Genomic DNA, 18,339 nt, shown 5'->3' with positions numbered 1-18,339 from the left:
GACTCTGCAGTGAGGTGGGTAGCGGAATATGCCGCTACACCTACCTACGACCAAACGACATCAGTGATCAAACAAGGCCTTTGTATCTCGAATCGCGAACATTAGCCGCAAATTCGTGCGTATCCTGCGTGAAAGTAGCAAAACCGGCAAATATAGATCGCAAGTTGCGTCACAAGTCGGAGAGAGGAGCACAATTCGCTGAGCCTGTTAAAATGCCCGCCCATTTCGCAAACGACTCCCTGATTCCGTATGTCCCGACTCAATCCCCGGCAGCAAGAAGCCGTGAGCTACGTCGGCGGCCCTCTTTTGGTGCTCGCCGGTGCGGGCTCCGGCAAGACCAGCGTGATCACGCGTAAAATCGCGCACCTGATCCAGAACTGCGGCATCCGCGCCCAGTACATCGTCGCCATGACCTTCACCAACAAGGCCGCGCGCGAGATGAAGGAACGGGTCGGCACGCTGCTCAAGGGCGGTGAAGGCCGCGGCCTGACGGTGTGCACGTTCCACAATCTGGGCCTGAACATCATCCGCAAGGAACACGTGCGGCTGGGCTACAAACCCGGTTTCTCGATCTTCGACGAAGCCGACGTCAAAGCCCTGATGACCGACATCATGCAGAAGGAATACTCGGGCGACGACGGCGTCGACGAGATCAAGAACATGATCGGCTCCTGGAAAAACGATCTGATCCTGCCGCCCGAAGCTCTGGAAAACGCGCGCAACCCCAAGGAACAGACTGCTGCCATCGTTTACACCCACTACCAGCGCACGCTCAAGGCGTTCAACGCAGTGGATTTCGATGACCTGATCCTGCTGCCGGTAAAGCTGTTCCAGGAACACGCCGACATCCTCGAAAAATGGCAGAACAAAGTCCGCTACCTGCTGGTGGACGAATACCAGGACACCAACGCCAGTCAGTATCTGCTGGTGAAGCTGCTGATCGGCAAACGCAACCAGTTCACCGTGGTCGGCGACGACGACCAGTCGATTTATGCCTGGCGTGGTGCGCGCCCGGAAAACCTGATGCTGCTCAAGGACGATTACCCGTCACTGAAAGTTGTCATGCTCGAGCAGAACTACCGCTCCACCAGCCGCATTCTGCGCTGCGCCAACGTGCTGATCTCAAACAACCCGCACGAATTCGAAAAGCAGTTGTGGAGTGAAATGGGCCACGGCGATGAAATTCGCGTCATCCGCTGCCGTAACGAAGACGCCGAAGCCGAGCGCGTGGCCGTTGAGCTGTTGACCCTGCACCTTCGCACGGACCGTCCCTACAGTGATTTCGCGATTCTTTATCGCGGTAACTACCAGGCCAAGCTGATCGAGCTGAAGCTGCAGCACCACCAGATTCCGTATCGCCTGTCGGGTGGCAACAGCTTCTTCGGACGTCAGGAAGTAAAAGACCTGATGGCCTACTTCCGCCTGATCGTGAACCCGGACGACGACAACGCCTTCCTGCGTGTGATCAACGTTCCGCGCCGCGAGATCGGTTCGACCACGCTGGAGAAACTCGGCAACTACGCCACCGAACGCAAGATCTCGATGTACGCCGCCACCGACGAAATCGGTCTGGGCGAGCATCTGGACACGCGTTTCACCGATCGCCTGTCGCGCTTCAAGCGCTTCATGGACAAGGTCCGCGAGCAATGCTCCGGCGAAGACCCGATCTCGGCACTGCGCAGCATGGTGATGGACATCGACTACGAGAACTGGCTGCGCACCAACAGCTCCAGCGACAAGGCCGCCGACTACCGCATGGGCAATGTCTGGTTTCTGATCGAGGCGTTGAAAAACACCCTGGAGAAAGACGAAGACGGCGAGATGACGGTTGAAGACGCCATCGGCAAACTGGTCCTGCGTGACATGCTGGAACGTCAGCAGGAAGAGGAAGACGGCGCCGAAGGCGTGCAGATGATGACGCTGCATGCCTCCAAGGGTCTGGAATTTCCCTACGTGTTCATCATGGGCATGGAAGAGGAAATTCTCCCACACCGTTCCAGCATCGAAGCCGACACCATCGAAGAAGAACGGCGCCTGGCCTACGTCGGAATTACCCGCGCACGTCAAACCCTGGCGTTCACCTTCGCTGCCAAGCGCAAGCAATACGGCGAAATCATCGACTGCGCGCCAAGCCGCTTCCTGGATGAGTTGCCACCGGACGACCTGGCGTGGGAAGGCACCGACGACATTCCGGTTGAAGTCAAAGCCGTTCGCGGCAATACCGCATTGGCCGATATACGGGCGATGTTAAAGCGCTAGAATTGCGCTTTTTTAACCACGCATTTTTACGATCTCAGGCGCACACGGCGTCATTAGAGGAACGCTTCATGGAAGCACTGCACAAGAAAATTCGCGAAGAAGGCATCGTGCTTTCCGATCAGGTCCTGAAGGTCGACGCCTTTCTGAACCACCAGATCGACCCTGCCCTGATGAAGCTGATTGGCGACGAATTCGCCACGCTGTTCAAGGATTCGGGCATTACCAAGATCGTCACCATCGAAGCCTCGGGCATCGCGCCGGCGATCATGACCGGCCTGAACCTCGGCGTACCGGTGATTTTCGCGCGCAAGCACCAGTCGCTGACGCTGACCGAAAACCTGCTGTCGGCGACCGTTTATTCGTTCACCAAGCAGACCGAGAGCACCGTGGCGATCTCCCCGCGCCACCTGACCAGCAGCGACCGCGTGCTGATCATTGATGACTTTCTGGCCAACGGTAAGGCATCACAGGCGCTGATCTCGATCATTAAGCAGGCTGGCGCGACTGTCGCGGGGCTGGGGATCGTGATCGAAAAATCGTTCCAGGGTGGTCGTGCCGAGCTGGATTCGCAGGGTTATCGTGTTGAGTCGCTGGCTCGCGTTCAGTCGCTGGCGGGCGGTGTCGTGACCTTCATCGAATAAAGCCACACCGCATAACCCTTGTAGGAGTGAGCCTGCTCGCGATTGCGGTGTATTAGTCACCGAAGATGTCGACTGATACACCGCAATCGCGAGCAGGCTCACTCCTACATTTGCTTTTGGGTGGCCAATTATTGCGCGGTGGCTTTGAGGCCGGTCAGCAACAATCGCTGAAACAGGTCTTCCTTCAGGCCATCGGGGCTGGAGAGCTGCATCCGCTCAAGGTGCGCAGGAAACTCCGAGGGCTCCGGTGCATCCAGCGCCGCTTTGCCCAATTCCAGAATCTCCGTGAGCTTGAATTTGCTCTTCAGCCAGTTCAGCGCGCGCAGCAGATCCCGTTCTTCCACTGTGAAATCACAACCAAGCGGGTACTCAGGAAACAGGTTCGGATGTTGCGCCTGAATGCTCTGCAACCGCTCCGGATGGTTATCCGCGAAGCGCGGATCGAGGCGGAAGTTTTTCGGCAATTTGCCGACGGCTTGCGCCTGCTCGATCAAACCCGACTGGAACCGTGAATCGCTGATGTTCAGCAACGCTTCGATCACGGCTGCATCGGTTTTGCCGCGCAGATCGGCGATGCCGTATTCGGTGACCACGACGTCGCGCAAGTGCCGTGGAATCGTGCAGTGGCCGTATTCCCAAACGATATTGGAACTGACTTCGCCGCCCGCCTCGCGCCAGCTGCGCAACAGCAGGATCGAGCGTGCACCTTCCAGCGCGTGGCCTTGGGCGACGAAGTTGTATTGCCCGCCGACACCGCTGAGCACCCGCCCGTCTTCCAACTGATCGGCGACCCCGGCGCCCAGCAGTGTCATGGTGAACACTGTGTTGATGAACCGCGCATCCAGACGCTGCAGACGCTTGAGCTCTTCCTGCCCGTATAGCTCATTGATGTAGCTGATGCGGGTCATGTTGAATTCGAGGCGTTTGCTTTGTGGCAATTCGCGCAGGCGTTCGTAGAAAGTCCGCGGCCCGAGGAAGAATCCACCGTGCACCGAGATGCCATCGGTTTGCGCCGCCTCGTCGAGGGTACCGGCGTTCGCCTGTTGCTGGGTCGGCACGTCCGGGTAGACCTTGCGCCGGATGATCCCGGCATCGGCCAGCACCAGCAAACCGTTGACAAACATTTCGCTGCAGCCATACAGGCCTTTGGCGAACGGTTCGACGCCACCTTCGCGATCGATCAATTGCGCCCATTGGCTGAGATTGATGTCCGCCAGCAACGCTTTGTACCCGGCGTTATCGGCCTGCCGCGCGAGCAATGCTGCGGTCAGCGCGTCGCCCATGGAGCCAATGCCGATCTGCAGTGTGCCACCGTCGCGCACCAGCGTACTGGCGTGCAGCCCGATGAAATGATCCTGAAAACCCACCGGCATGTTCGGCGTGGAAAACAGCGTGCTGCTGTCCTTTTCATCGATCAGCAGGTCGAAGCCGTCGATGCCGATTTCGGCGTCGCCCGGCATGTAGGGCAAGTCGTTATGGACTTGGCCGACCACCAGAATCTTCTCCCCTGCCGCCCGACGTTTTTCGATCATCGGCAACAGATCAAGGGTGATGTCCGGGTTGCAACTCAGGCTGAAGCGATCAGGGTGTTCGCTGTGGCTGGCGACCAATTGCGCTACCAGGTTCAACCCTGCCGCGTTGATGTCTCGGGCGGCGTGGCTGTAATTGCTGCTTACGTAATCCTGTTGAGCGGATGCGCTGTTGAGCAGGCTGCCAGGCAACATGAAAAACTGCTGAACCTGAATGTTCGGCGGCAAGTTGTCTTTGTGCAGTCCGGAAAGAAACTCCAGCTCCGGGTAGTCGCCATAGACACGTTCGATAAACGGCTCGATGAAGCGCTTCTGCAGACCGTCGCCTAAAGAAGGACGTCCGAGGCACAGCGCTGTGTAGATCGTCAGCTGCCGCTCGGGCAGTTGCGCAATGCGACGATAAAGCGCGTTGACGAAGTGATTGGGTTTGCCCAACCCGAGAGGCAGGCCCATGTGGATATGCGCCGGCAGCCGCTCCAGCACATCATCGACCGCCTGTTCGATAGAACACAGCTGCACCATCTGATCCTCCCTTGCATTCCGTGAATTGGGGTTGGACCGAGCTTGCCGCGTCTTTGCTGCATTGAACAGTCTCGGGCACTCAATTGCACAAAAACATTGCAGGAGCGGCGTGTCGATACAGCTGGCGCAAAAAAGCCGCTCGAGAGCGGCCTTTGTTGAGCATGAAGGCTTATTTCAAGCCGGACATTTTCTCGATGGCCGCTTTCAGATCGGCGTCGGTGCAATCGGCACAGGTACCTTTTGGCGGCATGGCATTGATACCGGAGATCGCTTTGGCGAGCAGACCGTCAATACCACCTTCCTTTTTGGAGCGCTCGCCCCAGGCGGCGGCATCACCCACTTTCGGCGCGCCCAACAGGCCGGTGCCGTGGCAAGCGTTGCAGTGTTTTGCAATCACGGAATCAGGAGTTTTGGCATCACCGCCGCCTACCGACGCAACGACTTCCATGCCTTTGCACTCTTGACCCGTCACGCAAACCTGGCCGACGGGCGCAAGGCGTTTGGCAATATCGTCATTAGTCGCAGCTTGAGCGCTGACAGCCCAAAGGGCCAGTACGGTTGCTGGTGCAGCCAGCATTTTCATAATTAGGTTCACGCGTTCACCCTCAATGGTGGCTAGTCACGCCTACGGCCACGGTTCGCAGGCGGGCGCAAGTATAGCGGTAAGCCCGCCGCACTGAAACAACCCCAAAGTCGAAGGGGTCTTGTTGCCCGGCGGTAAATCGGTTCGGGCGCCTTGATGATGCTGCAGGACGCCTCTTCTGTCAGAAATTCGCCGGTGTGGCTGCGCTGATTAGCCGCGCGGGTACGTCGAACGGATTGCGGAAACGGTGCGGCTTGGTACTTTCAAAGTAGTAGCTGTCACCGGCTTCGAGCACAAAAGTTTCCAGCCCGACCACCAGTTCAAGACGTCCTTCGACCAGAATCCCGGTTTCCTCGCCCTCATGCGTGAGCATCTCGTCACCGGTGTCTGCGCCCGGCGGGTAGATTTCATTGAGGAACGCGATGGCCCGGCTCGGATGCGCCCGGCCGACCAGTTTCATGGTCACGGCACCATCGGAAATGTCGATCAGCTCGTTGGCTTTATAGACGATCTGAGTTGGCGTTTCCTGCAGGATTTCTTCGGAAAAGAACTCGACCATGGACATGGGAATCCCGCCCAACACTTTGCGCAGCGAGCTGATCGAGGGGCTGACGCTGTTTTTCTCGATCATCGAAATGGTGCTGTTGGTGACGCCCGCACGCTTGGCGAGTTCACGCTGCGAAAGGCCTTTGAGCTTACGGATGGATTGCAGTCGTTCACCGACGTCCAATGCTTGCGCCTCCAGGGATTCAGGTTGTTGGAATATTGAGCGTTATCATGGCGACAGCGTTCAGTATTTACAACACTTGGGCCTGAATCCTGTTCAGTAAGGCGACTGTCAGTCGGCGCGGCCTGCCGTCAGCCCTCGGAATAGAGCATTGGCACCCGGCGCAGGTTACAGAAAATCTGATAAGGAATAGTGTCGGCCGCAGCGGCTACGTCACTGGCGAGGATGTTTTTGCCCCACAACTCGACGGTCGAACCCAGACCCGCTTGCGGCACATCGGTTAAATCGATACAGAGCATGTCCATCGACACGCGACCGATCAGTTGGCTGCGCTGGCCGGCGACCAGCACCGGCGTACCGGTCGGCGCCTGACGCGGGTAGCCATCGGCATACCCCATCGCCACTACACCTACGCGCATTGGCTTGGGCGTGATGAACTTGGCGCCGTAACCAATCGGCTCTCCGGCCGGCAGTTCACGGACGCAAATCACTTTCGATTCCAGCGTCATCACCGGCTGCAGCCGGGAAGCCACATCGTTGGTCTCTTCAAACGGCGTGGCACCGTAAAGCATGATGCCGGGGCGCACCCAATCGCTGTGAATCTGCGGCCAACCGAGCACGGCGGGCGAGTTGCGCAAACTGACCTCGGCCGTCAAACCCTGACGTGCTGCTTCAAACACGGCGACTTGCTCGGCACTCGACTGGCAATGCAGCTCATCGGCACGGGCAAAGTGGCTCATCAGCACCACCTTCGCAACCTTGCCGCTGGTCAGCAGCCGTTGATAGGCGGCCTGATAGTCCTTGGGGTGCAGACCCACGCGATGCATGCCCGAATCGAGCTTGAGCCAGACGGTGATCGGCGCCCTCAGCGCCGACTTCTCGATGGCTTCGAGTTGCCACAGCGAATGCACAACGCACCACAAATCATGCTCGACGATCAGCGCCAGCTCATCGGCTTCGAAGAACCCTTCAAGCAACAGCAGCGGTGCGCGAATACCGGCAGCGCGCAGTTCAAGGGCCTCTTCGATACAGGCGACAGCGAAACCATCTGCCTCGGGCTCCAGCGCTTGGGCACAACGCACCGCACCATGGCCGTAAGCGTCTGCCTTGATCACCGCGAGCGCTTTGGCCCCGGTGATTTCACGGGCGATTCGGTAGTTGTGACGCAGGGCTTGGAGGTCGATCAGGGCACGGGCTGGACGCATGGCGGCAGGCTTCTAGACGGTCGATGAAATAGAAAACCGGCGCTGGCTGACGGCATCAACCACCAACAGCGCCGGGAGAGGGATCTTTGCGACAGGTTTTATGGCAGAGCGGCTACAACCGACAGCTCGACCAGAATCTGCGGTTCGCACAGCTTTGACTCCACCGTTGCACGGGCCGGGGCTACGCCTTTAGGCAGCCATTTGTCCCAGACCGCGTTCATGCCGGCGAAGTGCGCGTCGATGTCTTTCAGATAAATCGTCACCGACAACAAACGGCTCTTGTCAGTACCGGCCAGGTCGAGCAAACGCTCGATATTGGCAAGGGTTTCACGGGTCTGCTGTTCAATCCCGGCGCTCATGTCATCGCCGACTTGACCCGCCAGGTACACGGTGCCGCTGTGGATAACGATCTGGCTCATGCGCTCATTGGTGAGCTGGCGCTGGATTGACATGTTTTGCGGACTCCTGAATTTTGCTGCCGTAACGGGAAATATCGAGACCTTCTGCGCTGATCTGCGGCGATTTTTTCGCCATCAGATCGGCCAGCAAACGGCCGGAACCGCAAGCCATGGTCCAGCCGAGCGTGCCATGACCGGTGTTCAGGAACAGGTTGCTGAATGGCGTCGCGCCAACGATGGGCGTGCCGTCTGGCGTAGTCGGCCGCAGACCGGTCCAGAAACTCGCCTGAGCCAGATCGCCGCCCTGAGGATAGAGATCGTTGACGATCATCTCCAGGGTTTCACGTCGACGCGGGTTCAGCGACAGGTCAAACCCGGCGATCTCAGCCATGCCGCCGACGCGGATACGGTTGTCGAAACGGGTGATCGCGACCTTGTAGGTTTCGTCGAGAATGGTCGAGGTCGGCGCCATCGCCGGGTTGGTGATCGGCACGGTTAGCGAGTAACCCTTGAGCGGATACACCGGCGCCTTGATGCCCAGCGGCTTGAGCAACTGCGGCGAGTAGCTGCCGAGCGCCAGCACGTAGCGGTCGGCGGTTTCCAGTTTGCCGTCGATCCAGACGCCGTTGATGCGATCACCAGCGAAGTCGAGGCGCTGAATGTCCTGGCCATATCGGAACTGCACGCCGAGTTTGACGGCCATTTCGGCCAGGCGCGTGGTGAACATCTGGCAGTCGCCGGTCTGATCGTTCGGCAGACGCAAAGCTCCTGCGAGGATATCGGTAACGCTGGCCAGCGCCGGTTCAACGCGGGCAATACCGGCGCGGTCGAGCAGTTCGAAGGGCACACCGGACTCTTTCAATACGGCGATGTCTTTCGCGGCGCCATCGAGCTGCGCCTGGGTGCGGAACAGTTGCGTAGTGCCGAGACTGCGGCCTTCGTAGGCAATGCCGGTTTCAGCACGCAGTTCGTCGAGGCAGTCGCGGCTGTACTCGGACAGGCGGACCATGCGCTCCTTGTTTACCGCATAACGGCTGGCAGTACAGTTGCGCAGCATCTGCGCCATCCACAGGTACTGGTCAATGTCGGCCGTGGCCTTGATCGCCAGCGGTGCATGACGCTGCAGCAGCCACTTGATGGCCTTGAGCGGCACGCCCGGCGCGGCCCACGGTGAGGCATACCCCGGCGACACCTGCCCGGCGTTGGCGAAACTGGTCTCCATGCCGGCGGCGGGCTGCCGGTCCACTACCACGACTTCAAACCCGGCACGCGCCAGATAATAAGCACTGGTGGTGCCGATGACGCCGCTACCCAAGACCATAACGCGCATTTTGTATCCCTCATCGCGGCTCGCCGCTGACGTTTGTTGTTCAGACCGTAGATGTGGGCAGTGTAAAAAAGATTAGCCAGTGCTTTTCACTATATAAGCACCTATATTTGGCGACAATTCTCGGCAAAAACGCTTTTCACGGAGGCGCATCCCCTATGCGGACCAACACTCAGACCAAACGTGAGCTGGACAAGATCGACCGCAATATCCTGCGCATTCTGCAAGCGGACGGACGCATTTCCTTCACCGAGCTGGGAGAAAAGGTCGGTCTCTCGACCACGCCTTGCACCGAGCGGGTACGCCGCCTCGAGCGTGAAGGGATCATCATGGGCTATAACGCCCGGCTGAACCCGCAGCACCTCAAGGGTAGTCTGCTGGTGTTCGTCGAGATCAGCCTCGACTACAAATCCGGTGATACCTTTGAAGAATTTCGACGCGCGGTGCTGAAACTGCCGCATGTTCTGGAATGCCACTTGGTATCAGGGGATTTCGATTATCTGGTGAAAGCGCGTATTTCCGAGATGGCTTCGTACCGCAAGCTCTTGGGCGATATCTTGCTCAAGCTGCCCCATGTGCGCGAATCCAAGAGCTATATCGTGATGGAAGAAGTGAAAGAGAGCTTGAGTCTGCCGATTCCGGATTGAGACAGTTGTCGACTCTGAGGGCCTATTAGCGAGCAAGCCCGCTCCCACAGTTGCAATGCATTTCAATGTGGGAGCGGGCTTGCTCGCGAAGGCAGCCGACCCGGTCTAACTGAAGAATCAAACGAGGACCTGGCGAGTCGCCGCCATGTACTCATGAATCTGCTTCTCGACCCGCGGATGAATAAGCTCCACCGGCCCGCGGCCATTGGGGCATGGCAAGGTTTTGGTGGTGCCGAACAGTCGACAGATCAGCGGGCGCTCGTCATACACCGTGCAGCCATTCGGCCCCAGATGCACGCAGTTGAGTTCATCCATTGCCGCATCCTGCTCGGCGCGGGTCTTGCGCGGCAGGCGCGACATCTCCTCGGGCGAGGTGGTCACCGGCCCACAACAGTCATGACAGCCGGGCACGCACTCGAACGAGGGAATCTGCTGCCGCAGTGTGTGGATTTTCTGACGGTTGCAACTCATCGAAGCGGTGACCCAAAGCGAAATAGAGCGTGATTCTGCAGCAAATGGCCCGAGCCATACAGCCACAACCGACCGGTGTTGCCCGGGCCGGAAGGTACGGCTTATCCTCCGTCAATTTTTCAGACCGCCCAATCAGGATGACGTGCATGAACGCCCGTGCCCAGCACATCGCTTCTTACTACGCTGCCAGCAGCATGCCGCAACCCGATCTGCCAATGCTCGAAGGCGAAGTGGTGGCCGATGTCTGCGTGGTCGGCGGCGGTTTCTCGGGGCTGAACACAGCACTGGAAATGAGTGAGCGCGGGCTCAGCGTGGTGCTGCTTGAGGCGCACAAGATCGGCTGGGGCGCCAGCGGGCGTAACGGCGGGCAGTTGATTCGCGGGGTCGGCCATGGTCTTGATCAGTTCGCCAACGTGATCGGTGCGGACGGCGTGCGTCAGATGAAACTGATGGGACTGGAAGCGGTGGAAATCGTCCGGCAACGGGTCGAGCGTTTCCAGATCGCCTGCGACCTGACGTGGGGTTATTGCGATCTCGCCAACAAGCCTCGCGATCTGGAGGGTTTTGCCGAAGACGCCGATGAATTGCGCGACCTCGGTTACCGGTACGAAACCCGATTGCTGCAAGCGCATGAGGTGCGCACGGTGGTGGGCTCCGACCGCTACGTTGGCGGCCTGATCGATATGGGCTCGGGGCATTTGCATCCGCTGAACCTGGCCTTGGGCGAAGCCGCTGCCGCGCAGCAACTCGGTGCAAAGCTGTTCGAGGGATCCGCCGTGACCCGCATCGACTACGGCCCGCAGGTCAAGGTGCACACCGCTCGCGGCTCGGTTCGCGCCAAAACGCTGGTGCTGGGCTGTAATGCCTACCTCAACCAGCTCAACCCGGAACTCAGCGGCAAAGTATTACCCGCCGGCAGCTACATCATCGCCACCGAGCCTTTGAGTGAAGAACGGGCTCACTCATTGCTGCCGCAGAACATGGCGGTCTGCGATCAACGAGTAGCGCTGGACTATTACCGGCTTTCGGCGGACCGGCGCTTGCTGTTCGGCGGTGCCTGTCATTACTCAGGGCGTGATCCGAAAGACATCGCCGCGTACATGCGACCGAAGATGCTGGAAGTCTTCCCGCAACTCGCCGACGTGAAGATTGATTATCAGTGGGGCGGGATGATCGGGATCGGTGCCAACCGTCTCCCGCAGATCGGCCGGCTCAAGGACCAGCCGAATGTGTATTACGCGCAGGCTTATTCCGGCCACGGCGTGAATGCCACGCATCTGGCCGGCAAGCTGTTGGCCGAAGCCATCAGCGGGCAGCACAATGGCGGGTTTGATCTGTTTGCAAAGGTGCCGCACATGACCTTCCCGGGCGGCAAGCATTTGCGCTCTCCGCTATTGGCGTTGGGAATGTTGTGGCATCGGATGAAGGAATTGGTCTGACAGATCTCAGCGCCTGGTCATACGTATTCGCGGAGCAGGCTCGCTCCCACAAGGGTTGCTGTAATTCACAAACATTGTGTTCGACCCAATGCCTGTGGGAGCGAGCCTGCTCGCGATTCGCTAAACGACACAGCGCTCATCAGATCCGCCAGAAAGGCTTCAACCCCTCCTCCCGCGCTTGTTGCGGGCTCAATCCGACATCATTCAACTGCTCCGCCGTCAGGTGCAGCAACGCCTTGCGTGTGTGCAGACGATGCCAGAACAGGCCCCAGCGACTCAGGCCCGCCGGCGCGTTGCGCATGATTGCCTCGCACGCGGCGTTTTTCTGCCCTGTCGCCAGTTCCTGACTGTGTAATGTCAGCCGCACATCGCTCAAGCCGTTCATTTTGATTGCTCCTGTTTACATGGGTAGCCAGAGCTTTCATGATGCGTTCACGGCGAAAAGCATTACAGATTCAAACAGAATGTATTAATTCCATACAGATTCGCCGATTAAGCCTCTGAATCGAGATTATTCAGCTCATCTGTATTGGTTTTGCCACTCAACCAACCGAGGCTGCACCATGACCCTCTACGTCAACCTTGCCGAATTGCTCGGCACCCGGATCGAACAAGGCTTCTACCGCCCGGGCGACCGGTTGCCCTCGGTGCGGGCGTTGAGCGTGGAACACGGCGTTAGCCTGAGCACGGTGCAGCAAGCCTATCGCGTGCTGGAAGACAGCGGACTGGCGATGCCGAAACCGAAGTCCGGTTACTTCGTCCCGGTCAGCCGGGACTTGCCCGAGCTGCCCGCGATCGGCCGCCCGGCGCAACGGCCGGTGGACATTTCCCAGTGGGACCAGGTGCTGGAGTTGATCCGCGCGGTACCGCGCAAAGATGTGGTGCAACTGGGCCGCGGCATGCCGGACATAACGACGCCAACCATGAAGCCACTGCTGCGCAACCTGGCGCGCATCAGCCGTCGACAGGACATGCCCGGTCTGTATTACGACAACATTCACGGCACCCTCGAACTGCGCGAGCAGATTGCCCGGCTGATGCTCGATTCCGGTTGCCAATTGACGTCAAACGACCTGGTGATCACCACCGGCTGCCACGAAGCGTTATCCACCAGCGTGCGCGCGATTTGCGAACCGGGCGACATCGTCGCCGTCGATTCACCGAGCTTTCACGGCGCCATGCAAACACTCAAGGGCCTCAACATGAAGGCCCTGGAAATCCCCACCGACCCGCTCACCGGCATCAGCCTGGATGCGCTGGAACTGGCCCTCGAACAGTGGCCGATCAAAGTCATACAGTTGACGCCCAACTGCAACAACCCATTGGGCTACATCATGCCGGAGTTGCGCAAACGCGCGCTGTTGACGCTCGCCCAGCGTTTCGACGTGGCAATTATCGAGGACGATGTGTATGGCGAACTGGCCTACACCTACCCACGCCCGCGCACGATCAAATCCTTCGACGAAGACGGCCGTGTCCTGCTGTGCAGTTCATTTTCCAAGACCCTGGCGCCGGGTTTGCGGATCGGCTGGGTCGCACCGGGCCGGTACCTGGAGCGGGTGCTGCACATGAAATACATCAGCACCGGCTCCACCGCGCCCCAACCACAGATCGCGATTGCCGAATTCCTCAAGTCGGGGCATTTCGAGCCGCATCTGCGACGGATGCGTACGCAGTACCAGCGCAGTCGCGACGTGATGATCGACTGGGTGACTCGTTATTTCCCGGTCGGCACCCGGGCCAGTCGCCCGCAGGGAAGTTTCATGCTGTGGGTGGAGTTACCGGAGGGTTTCGACACCCTGAAACTCAATCGCGCCTTGCACGATCAGGGTGTGCAGATCGCCGTCGGCAGCATCTTTTCTGCCTCGGGCAAATACCGCAATTGCCTGCGGATGAACTACGCTGCCAAACCAACGCCACAGATCGAAGAAGCAGTACGCAAGGTTGGCGCAGCAGCTATCAGATTGCTCGCAGAAACTGACAGCTTCACGGACTGACCTTTATCGGGAAATCAGCGTCCTATGTCGACACCTGCCGCCAATCGGAACGATCCTACGTGAGATTCAGACAGCCCCTGCTTGCTCTCCTCCTTCTCGCATCGGTCCTTGGCGGTTGCGCCAGTTTCGACGTTCAACGTGAACCCAGTCAGGCCCTGCCTGCCAGCGATTCTGCATTCGGGCGATCGATTCAGGCTCAGGCCGCGCCGCACGAGGGCAAATCGGGATTCCGCCTGCTGTCCAACAGCAGTGAAGCCTTCACTGCCCGCGCCGAGCTGATTCGCAACGCGCAAAGCAGCCTCGACTTGCAGTACTACATCGTGCACGACGGCATCAGCACGCGAATGCTGGTGGAGGAGCTGCTCAAGGCGGCGGACCGTGGCGTGCGCGTGCGCATCCTCCTCGACGACACCACCAGCGATGGCCTGGACTGGATCATCGGCACGCTGGCGGCGCATCCGCAAATCCAGATTCGCCTGTTCAATCCGCTGCATCTCGGTCGCGCCACGGGTGTCACACGGGCGATGGGCCGCCTGTTAAACCTGTCGCTGCAACACCGGCGCATGCACAACAAGCTGTGGCTGGCGGACAACAGCGCGGCCATCGTTGGCGGGCGTAACCTGGGCGACGAATATTTTGATGCCGAGCCCAATCTGAATTTCACTGACATCGACATGCTCGGTATCGGCCCGGTCGCCGAGCAACTCGGCCACAGTTTCGACCAGTACTGGAACAGCGCGCTGAGCAAACCGATCGATGAATTCCTGTCGAGCAAGCCCACTCAAAAGGATCTGCAGAACAGCCGCGCTCGCCTGGAAGAATCGCTGGAAGAAACGCGCAAACAGAATCACGCGCTGTACCAGCAGTTGATGACCTTCACCACCAATCCGCGCATGGACATCTGGCGCCGCGAGCTGATCTGGGCCTGGAACCAGGCATTGTGGGATGCACCGAGCAAGGTCTTGTCGAAGGGTGAACCCGACCCGCACCTGCTGCTCACCACTCAACTGGCGCCGGAGCTGAAAGGCGTCAGCAAGGATCTGGTTCTGATCTCGGCCTACTTCGTGCCCGGCGAGCCAGGGCTGGTGTACCTCACCGGCCGCGCAGATGCCGGGGTTGCGGTAAGCCTGTTGACCAATTCGCTGGAGGCCACCGACGTTCCGGCCGTGCACGGCGGTTACGCCCCCTATCGCAAGGCATTGCTGGAACATGGTGTGAAACTGTACGAGCTGCGTCGTCAGCCAGGTGAAGGCGGCGGCAGCGGACCGATCTTCTACGGTAAATCCTTCAAGGGCTCCGATTCCAGCCTGCACAGCAAAGCGATCATTTTCGACCAGCAGAAATCCTTCATCGGCTCGTTCAACTTCGATCCGCGCTCAGTGCTGTGGAACACCGAAGTCGGCGTCCTGGTGGACAGCCCGGAACTGGCCGCACATGTGCACAGAGCCGCGATGGAAGGTATGGCGCCGGCGCTGAGTTATCACGTCAAACTGGAGAACGACAAGGTTGTGTGGGTAACTGAAGACGACGGCAAAATGCACACATTGACCAGGGAGCCGGGAAGCATGTGGCGCCGGTTCAATGCCTGGTTCAGCACGGCGGTCGGGCTGGAGCGGATGCTGTAACGCCCGAACGCGCCCCTTTGTAGCAGCTGGCGAAGCCTGCGTCTGGCTGCGCTACAAAACGCAGGCTTCGCCAGTTGCTACAAGGTTATGCGGGTTGTACGGCACCAAACGCGCCCTGACGCGTGAGCAGAATGACCAGCCCCAACGCGCCGGCCGCCATCAACAACGGCAGCGCATGCCCGCTGATCCACTGGCTGCCGGCACCGGCGGCCAGCGGACCGATCAGACAACCGATCCCCCACAACTGCGCAATGTGCGCATTGGCGCGCACCAGGGCGTCATCGCGATAGCGTTCGCCGATCAGAATCAGCGACAGGGTGAACAGTCCACCGGCACTCGCGCCGAACAACACCCACAGCGGCCAGATCATCAGCGTGTCGATCAGCAACGGGATGGCCAGGCTCGACACCAGCAGGATCACCGCACAACCGGTGAACAGCGTGCGCCGCGAAAGTCGATCCGCCAGCGCCCCTATCGGTAATTGCAGCAAGGCATCGCCGACCACCACCGTGCTGACCATCGCCAAGGCGATGTCGGTGCTAAAGCCCTGGCGCAGGCAGTACACCGGCAGCAGAGTCAGGATCATCGCCTCGAACGCGGCAAACAACGACACCGCCCATGCAATCGCCGGCAGGCCCCGGCAGAATCCCAACAGATCGCTGAACGTCACGCTGCAGGCTTCACTGCTCGGCGCACCGCTGCGACCCAGCAATAGCAGTGGCGCTGTCAGCAACAACACGACGCCCACCCAGAATCCGTAATCGTGGTCGGTGCCCACCACGCCCAACAGCAGAGGCCCGGCCAACTGACTCAGCGCATAACTGCTGCCATACAACGCCACCAGTCGGCCGCGCCATTGCTCGACCACCAGTTGGTTGATCCAGCTTTCGCCGAGAATGAACACGAGCGTCAGGATCACCCCGATCATCAGGCGCAGCAGCAGCCATACCGGATAACTGGGCAGCAACGCGAGCAACCCGATAGACAACGCGCCGGCCCACAAACACAGACGCATCAGGTTGGCAGTGCCGAACTTCGCAGCAAGATGACTGGAGATCTTTGCGCCCACCAGCACGCCAATTGCCGGCATTGCGGCCATTACGCCGATCGCGAACGAACCGTAACCCCAGCCTTCCAGACGAAACGACACCAGCGGCATGCTGACGCCCAATGCCAGGCCCACGCTCAAGACAGCTGCCAACACGGCGAAATAGGTCGCCCAACGCATGTTCCACGCTCCTGTGGATTGTTATTTTTCAGTCACGCCACAAAACAAATGTGGGAGCGGGCTTGCTCGCGAAAAGGCCGTCACATCCAACACCATCGTTGACTGTTACAGCGCCTTCGCGAGCAAGCCCGCTCCCACAGGGGATCTCTGGCTGTATGACTTACAGCTTGATCCAGGTCGCCTTCAGCTCGGTGTACTTGTCGAACGCGTGCAGCGATTTGTCGCGACCGTTGCCGGACTGTTTGAAACCACCAAACGGCGCCGTCATGTCGCCGCCGTCGTATTGATTAACCCACACGCTACCGGCGCGCAGAGCCCGAGCGGTCAGGTGAGCCTTGGAAATGTCCTTGGTCCACACCGCTGCTGCCAGGCCGTAAGGCGTGTCATTGGCGATCTGGATGGCTTCCTCGGCAGTATCGAAGGCAATCACTGACAGTACAGGGCCAAAGATTTCTTCCTGAGCGATCTTCATTGCGTTGTTCACGCCGTCGAAAATGGTTGGCTCCACGTAGGTGCCGCCGGTGTCCTGCAGTGTGCGCTTGCCACCGGCGACCAGTTTGGCGCCGTCGGCGTGACCGGACTCGATGTAGGACAGCACGGTGTTCATCTGCTGAGTGTCCACCAGCGCGCCAACATTGGTTTGCGGATCCAGCGGATTGCCCGGCTTCCAGGTTTTCAACGCTTCGATCACCAGCGGCAGGAACGTGTCTTTGATCGAACGCTCGACCAGCAGACGCGAACCGGCGGTGCAGACTTCGCCCTGGTTGAAAGCGATGGCGCCGGCAGCCGCTTCGGCAGCCGCTTGCAGGTCCGGAGCGTCGGCGAAAACGATGTTCGGGCTCTTGCCGCCGGCTTCAAGCCAGACGCGTTTCATGTTCGATTCGCCAGAGTAGATCAGCAGTTGCTTGGCGATCTTGGTCGAGCCGGTAAACACCAGCGTATCGACATCGTTGTGCAGCGCCAGCGCCTTGCCGACCGTGTGACCGTAGCCCGGCAACACGTTCAATACGCCTTTCGGGATCCCGGCTTCGACGGCCAGCGCAGCGATGCGGATGGCGGTCAACGGGGATTTTTCCGACGGCTTGAGGATCACCGAGTTACCGGTGGACAGCGCCGGCCCAAGTTTCCAGCAGGCCATCATCAGCGGGAAGTTCCACGGCACAATCGCGCCCACGACGCCTACCGGCTCACGAGTGACCAGACCCAATTGATCGTGCGGAGTGGCGGCCACTTCGTCATAAATCTTGTCGATCGCTTCACCGCTCCAGCTCAGGGCTTGCGCCGCACCGGGAATGTCGATGTGCAAGGAATCGCTGATCGGCTTGCCCATGTCGAGTGTTTCAAGCAGCGCGAGCTCTTCGGCGTGCTGCTTCAGCAGGCCGGCAAAACGAATCATGGTAGCTTTGCGTTTGCTCGGCGCCAGGCGCGACCAGGCACCGGAATTGAACGTAGCACGAGCGTTTTCAACAGCACGCTGAGCGTCGGCGGCGTCACAGCTGGCAATCTTGCCGAGCAGACGGCCATCGACCGGGCTGATGCACTCGAAGGTCTCGCTGGAGACGGCATCGGTGTATTCGCCATTGATATAGGCGCGGCCTTCGATCTTCAGATCGCGAGCCCGTTGCTCCCAATCGGCACGAGTCAGGGTGGTCATACGAGTGTCCTCCTCTTGTTGAATACGAGCGCTACGCGTCATTCGCGAACGTCCCCGGCAATTCTGCCCGGCCAGCCTAATATCGGC

The 18,339-nt window shown here is 59.5% G+C and carries 16 protein-coding genes; 6 read left to right on the top strand and 10 right to left on the bottom strand.

The window, feature by feature from the left end:
* The first annotated feature begins 249 nt into the window (after positions 1–249).
* Positions 250–2,259: a DNA helicase Rep gene (rep, locus tag ACYZTS_RS08110; protein ID WP_461995223.1), complete on the top strand. Its 2,010-nt coding sequence runs from the start codon at positions 250–252 to the stop codon at positions 2,257–2,259.
* A gap of 68 nt (positions 2,260–2,327) precedes the next feature.
* Complete coding sequence (locus ACYZTS_RS08105) at positions 2,328–2,900, top strand: xanthine phosphoribosyltransferase (RefSeq protein ID WP_028622375.1); 573 nt, start codon at positions 2,328–2,330, stop codon at positions 2,898–2,900.
* Positions 2,901–3,028: 128 nt separating this feature from the next.
* Here ACYZTS_RS08105 and ACYZTS_RS08100 read toward each other — a convergent pair whose 3' ends face one another.
* From ACYZTS_RS08100 to dadA, 6 genes are all read right to left on the bottom strand, one after another.
* A complete protein-coding gene (locus tag ACYZTS_RS08100) occupies positions 3,029–4,951 on the bottom strand; it encodes an acetyl-CoA hydrolase/transferase C-terminal domain-containing protein (protein WP_461995221.1) in 1,923 nt (640 codons plus the stop codon).
* 169 nt (positions 4,952–5,120) lie between these two features.
* On the bottom strand, positions 5,121–5,534 hold the full coding sequence (locus tag ACYZTS_RS08095) for a c-type cytochrome (RefSeq protein WP_028622377.1): 414 nt from the start codon (positions 5,532–5,534) through the stop codon (positions 5,121–5,123).
* 181 nt (positions 5,535–5,715) lie between these two features.
* Complete coding sequence (locus ACYZTS_RS08090; RefSeq protein WP_461995219.1) at positions 5,716–6,264, bottom strand: cupin domain-containing protein; 549 nt, start codon at positions 6,262–6,264, stop codon at positions 5,716–5,718.
* 128 nt (positions 6,265–6,392) lie between these two features.
* Complete coding sequence (alr, locus tag ACYZTS_RS08085; protein WP_461995217.1) at positions 6,393–7,466, bottom strand: alanine racemase; 1,074 nt, start codon at positions 7,464–7,466, stop codon at positions 6,393–6,395.
* Positions 7,467–7,564: 98 nt separating this feature from the next.
* Positions 7,565–7,918 (bottom strand): RidA family protein, encoded by a 354-nt coding sequence (locus ACYZTS_RS08080; RefSeq protein WP_461995215.1) that lies wholly within the window; start codon positions 7,916–7,918, stop codon positions 7,565–7,567.
* Entirely contained in the window at positions 7,890–9,194 is a 1,305-nt protein-coding gene (gene dadA / locus ACYZTS_RS08075) for a D-amino acid dehydrogenase (protein WP_461995213.1), read from the bottom strand. Before dadA ends, ACYZTS_RS08080 begins: the two co-directional genes overlap by 29 nt.
* A gap of 155 nt (positions 9,195–9,349) precedes the next feature.
* On the opposite strand from dadA, the gene ACYZTS_RS08070 reads away from it, so the two are divergent.
* Complete coding sequence (locus ACYZTS_RS08070; RefSeq protein WP_003177284.1) at positions 9,350–9,838, top strand: Lrp/AsnC ligand binding domain-containing protein; 489 nt, start codon at positions 9,350–9,352, stop codon at positions 9,836–9,838.
* A gap of 117 nt (positions 9,839–9,955) precedes the next feature.
* On the opposite strand, the gene ACYZTS_RS08065 is transcribed toward ACYZTS_RS08070, so the two are convergent.
* Positions 9,956–10,309 carry a YkgJ family cysteine cluster protein gene (locus ACYZTS_RS08065; RefSeq protein ID WP_028622382.1) on the bottom strand — a complete coding sequence of 118 codons (354 nt, stop codon included), beginning with the start codon at positions 10,307–10,309 and terminating at the stop codon, positions 9,956–9,958.
* A gap of 146 nt (positions 10,310–10,455) precedes the next feature.
* On the opposite strand from ACYZTS_RS08065, the gene ACYZTS_RS08060 reads away from it, so the two are divergent.
* Positions 10,456–11,748, top strand: coding sequence for an NAD(P)/FAD-dependent oxidoreductase (locus ACYZTS_RS08060; RefSeq protein ID WP_461995211.1), 1,293 nt, complete (start codon positions 10,456–10,458; stop codon positions 11,746–11,748).
* 139 nt (positions 11,749–11,887) lie between these two features.
* On the opposite strand, the gene ACYZTS_RS08055 is transcribed toward ACYZTS_RS08060, so the two are convergent.
* Positions 11,888–12,133, bottom strand: coding sequence for a DUF1127 domain-containing protein (locus ACYZTS_RS08055; protein WP_461995209.1), 246 nt, complete (start codon positions 12,131–12,133; stop codon positions 11,888–11,890).
* A gap of 178 nt (positions 12,134–12,311) precedes the next feature.
* Here ACYZTS_RS08055 and ACYZTS_RS08050 point away from each other — a divergent pair, with 178 nt between their 5' ends.
* Entirely contained in the window at positions 12,312–13,745 is a 1,434-nt protein-coding gene (locus ACYZTS_RS08050; RefSeq protein ID WP_461995207.1) for an aminotransferase-like domain-containing protein, read from the top strand.
* Positions 13,746–13,804: 59 nt separating this feature from the next.
* Positions 13,805–15,370, top strand: a complete 1,566-nt coding sequence (locus ACYZTS_RS08045) for a phospholipase D family protein (protein ID WP_461995205.1) — start codon at positions 13,805–13,807, stop codon at positions 15,368–15,370.
* Between the two features lie 85 nt (positions 15,371–15,455).
* Here ACYZTS_RS08045 and ACYZTS_RS08040 read toward each other — a convergent pair whose 3' ends face one another.
* The gene (locus tag ACYZTS_RS08040; protein ID WP_461995203.1) at positions 15,456–16,598 is read right to left on the bottom strand and encodes an MFS transporter; all 1,143 of its coding nucleotides are present in this window, start codon (positions 16,596–16,598) and stop codon (positions 15,456–15,458) included.
* Positions 16,599–16,758: 160 nt separating this feature from the next.
* Complete coding sequence (locus ACYZTS_RS08035) at positions 16,759–18,252, bottom strand: aldehyde dehydrogenase (RefSeq protein WP_028622388.1); 1,494 nt, start codon at positions 18,250–18,252, stop codon at positions 16,759–16,761.
* Positions 18,253–18,339: the final 87 nt, after the last annotated feature.

Source organism: Pseudomonas sp. TMB3-21, assembly GCF_054898145.1.
This window is presented reverse-complemented; position numbering and strand designations above follow the sequence as displayed.

What these genes read in the sequence shown, in the direction of transcription:
- rep (WP_461995223.1), top strand. Translation starts at nt 250, where the DNA reads ATGTCCCGACTCAATCCCCGGCAGCAAGAAGCCGTGAGCTACGTCGGC.
- ACYZTS_RS08105 (WP_028622375.1), top strand. Translation starts at nt 2,328, where the DNA reads ATGGAAGCACTGCACAAGAAAATTCGCGAAGAAGGCATCGTGCTTTCC.
- ACYZTS_RS08100 (WP_461995221.1), bottom strand. Translation starts at nt 4,951, where the DNA reads ATGGTGCAGCTGTGTTCTATCGAACAGGCGGTCGATGATGTGCTGGAG.
- ACYZTS_RS08095 (WP_028622377.1), bottom strand. Translation starts at nt 5,534, where the DNA reads ATGAAAATGCTGGCTGCACCAGCAACCGTACTGGCCCTTTGGGCTGTC.
- alr (WP_461995217.1), bottom strand. Translation starts at nt 7,466, where the DNA reads ATGCGTCCAGCCCGTGCCCTGATCGACCTCCAAGCCCTGCGTCACAAC.
- ACYZTS_RS08080 (WP_461995215.1), bottom strand. Translation starts at nt 7,918, where the DNA reads ATGTCAATCCAGCGCCAGCTCACCAATGAGCGCATGAGCCAGATCGTT.
- dadA (WP_461995213.1), bottom strand. Translation starts at nt 9,194, where the DNA reads ATGCGCGTTATGGTCTTGGGTAGCGGCGTCATCGGCACCACCAGTGCT.
- ACYZTS_RS08070 (WP_003177284.1), top strand. Translation starts at nt 9,350, where the DNA reads ATGCGGACCAACACTCAGACCAAACGTGAGCTGGACAAGATCGACCGC.
- ACYZTS_RS08065 (WP_028622382.1), bottom strand. Translation starts at nt 10,309, where the DNA reads ATGAGTTGCAACCGTCAGAAAATCCACACACTGCGGCAGCAGATTCCC.
- ACYZTS_RS08060 (WP_461995211.1), top strand. Translation starts at nt 10,456, where the DNA reads ATGAACGCCCGTGCCCAGCACATCGCTTCTTACTACGCTGCCAGCAGC.
- ACYZTS_RS08055 (WP_461995209.1), bottom strand. Translation starts at nt 12,133, where the DNA reads ATGAACGGCTTGAGCGATGTGCGGCTGACATTACACAGTCAGGAACTG.
- ACYZTS_RS08050 (WP_461995207.1), top strand. Translation starts at nt 12,312, where the DNA reads ATGACCCTCTACGTCAACCTTGCCGAATTGCTCGGCACCCGGATCGAA.
- ACYZTS_RS08040 (WP_461995203.1), bottom strand. Translation starts at nt 16,598, where the DNA reads ATGCGTTGGGCGACCTATTTCGCCGTGTTGGCAGCTGTCTTGAGCGTG.
- ACYZTS_RS08035 (WP_028622388.1), bottom strand. Translation starts at nt 18,252, where the DNA reads ATGACCACCCTGACTCGTGCCGATTGGGAGCAACGGGCTCGCGATCTG.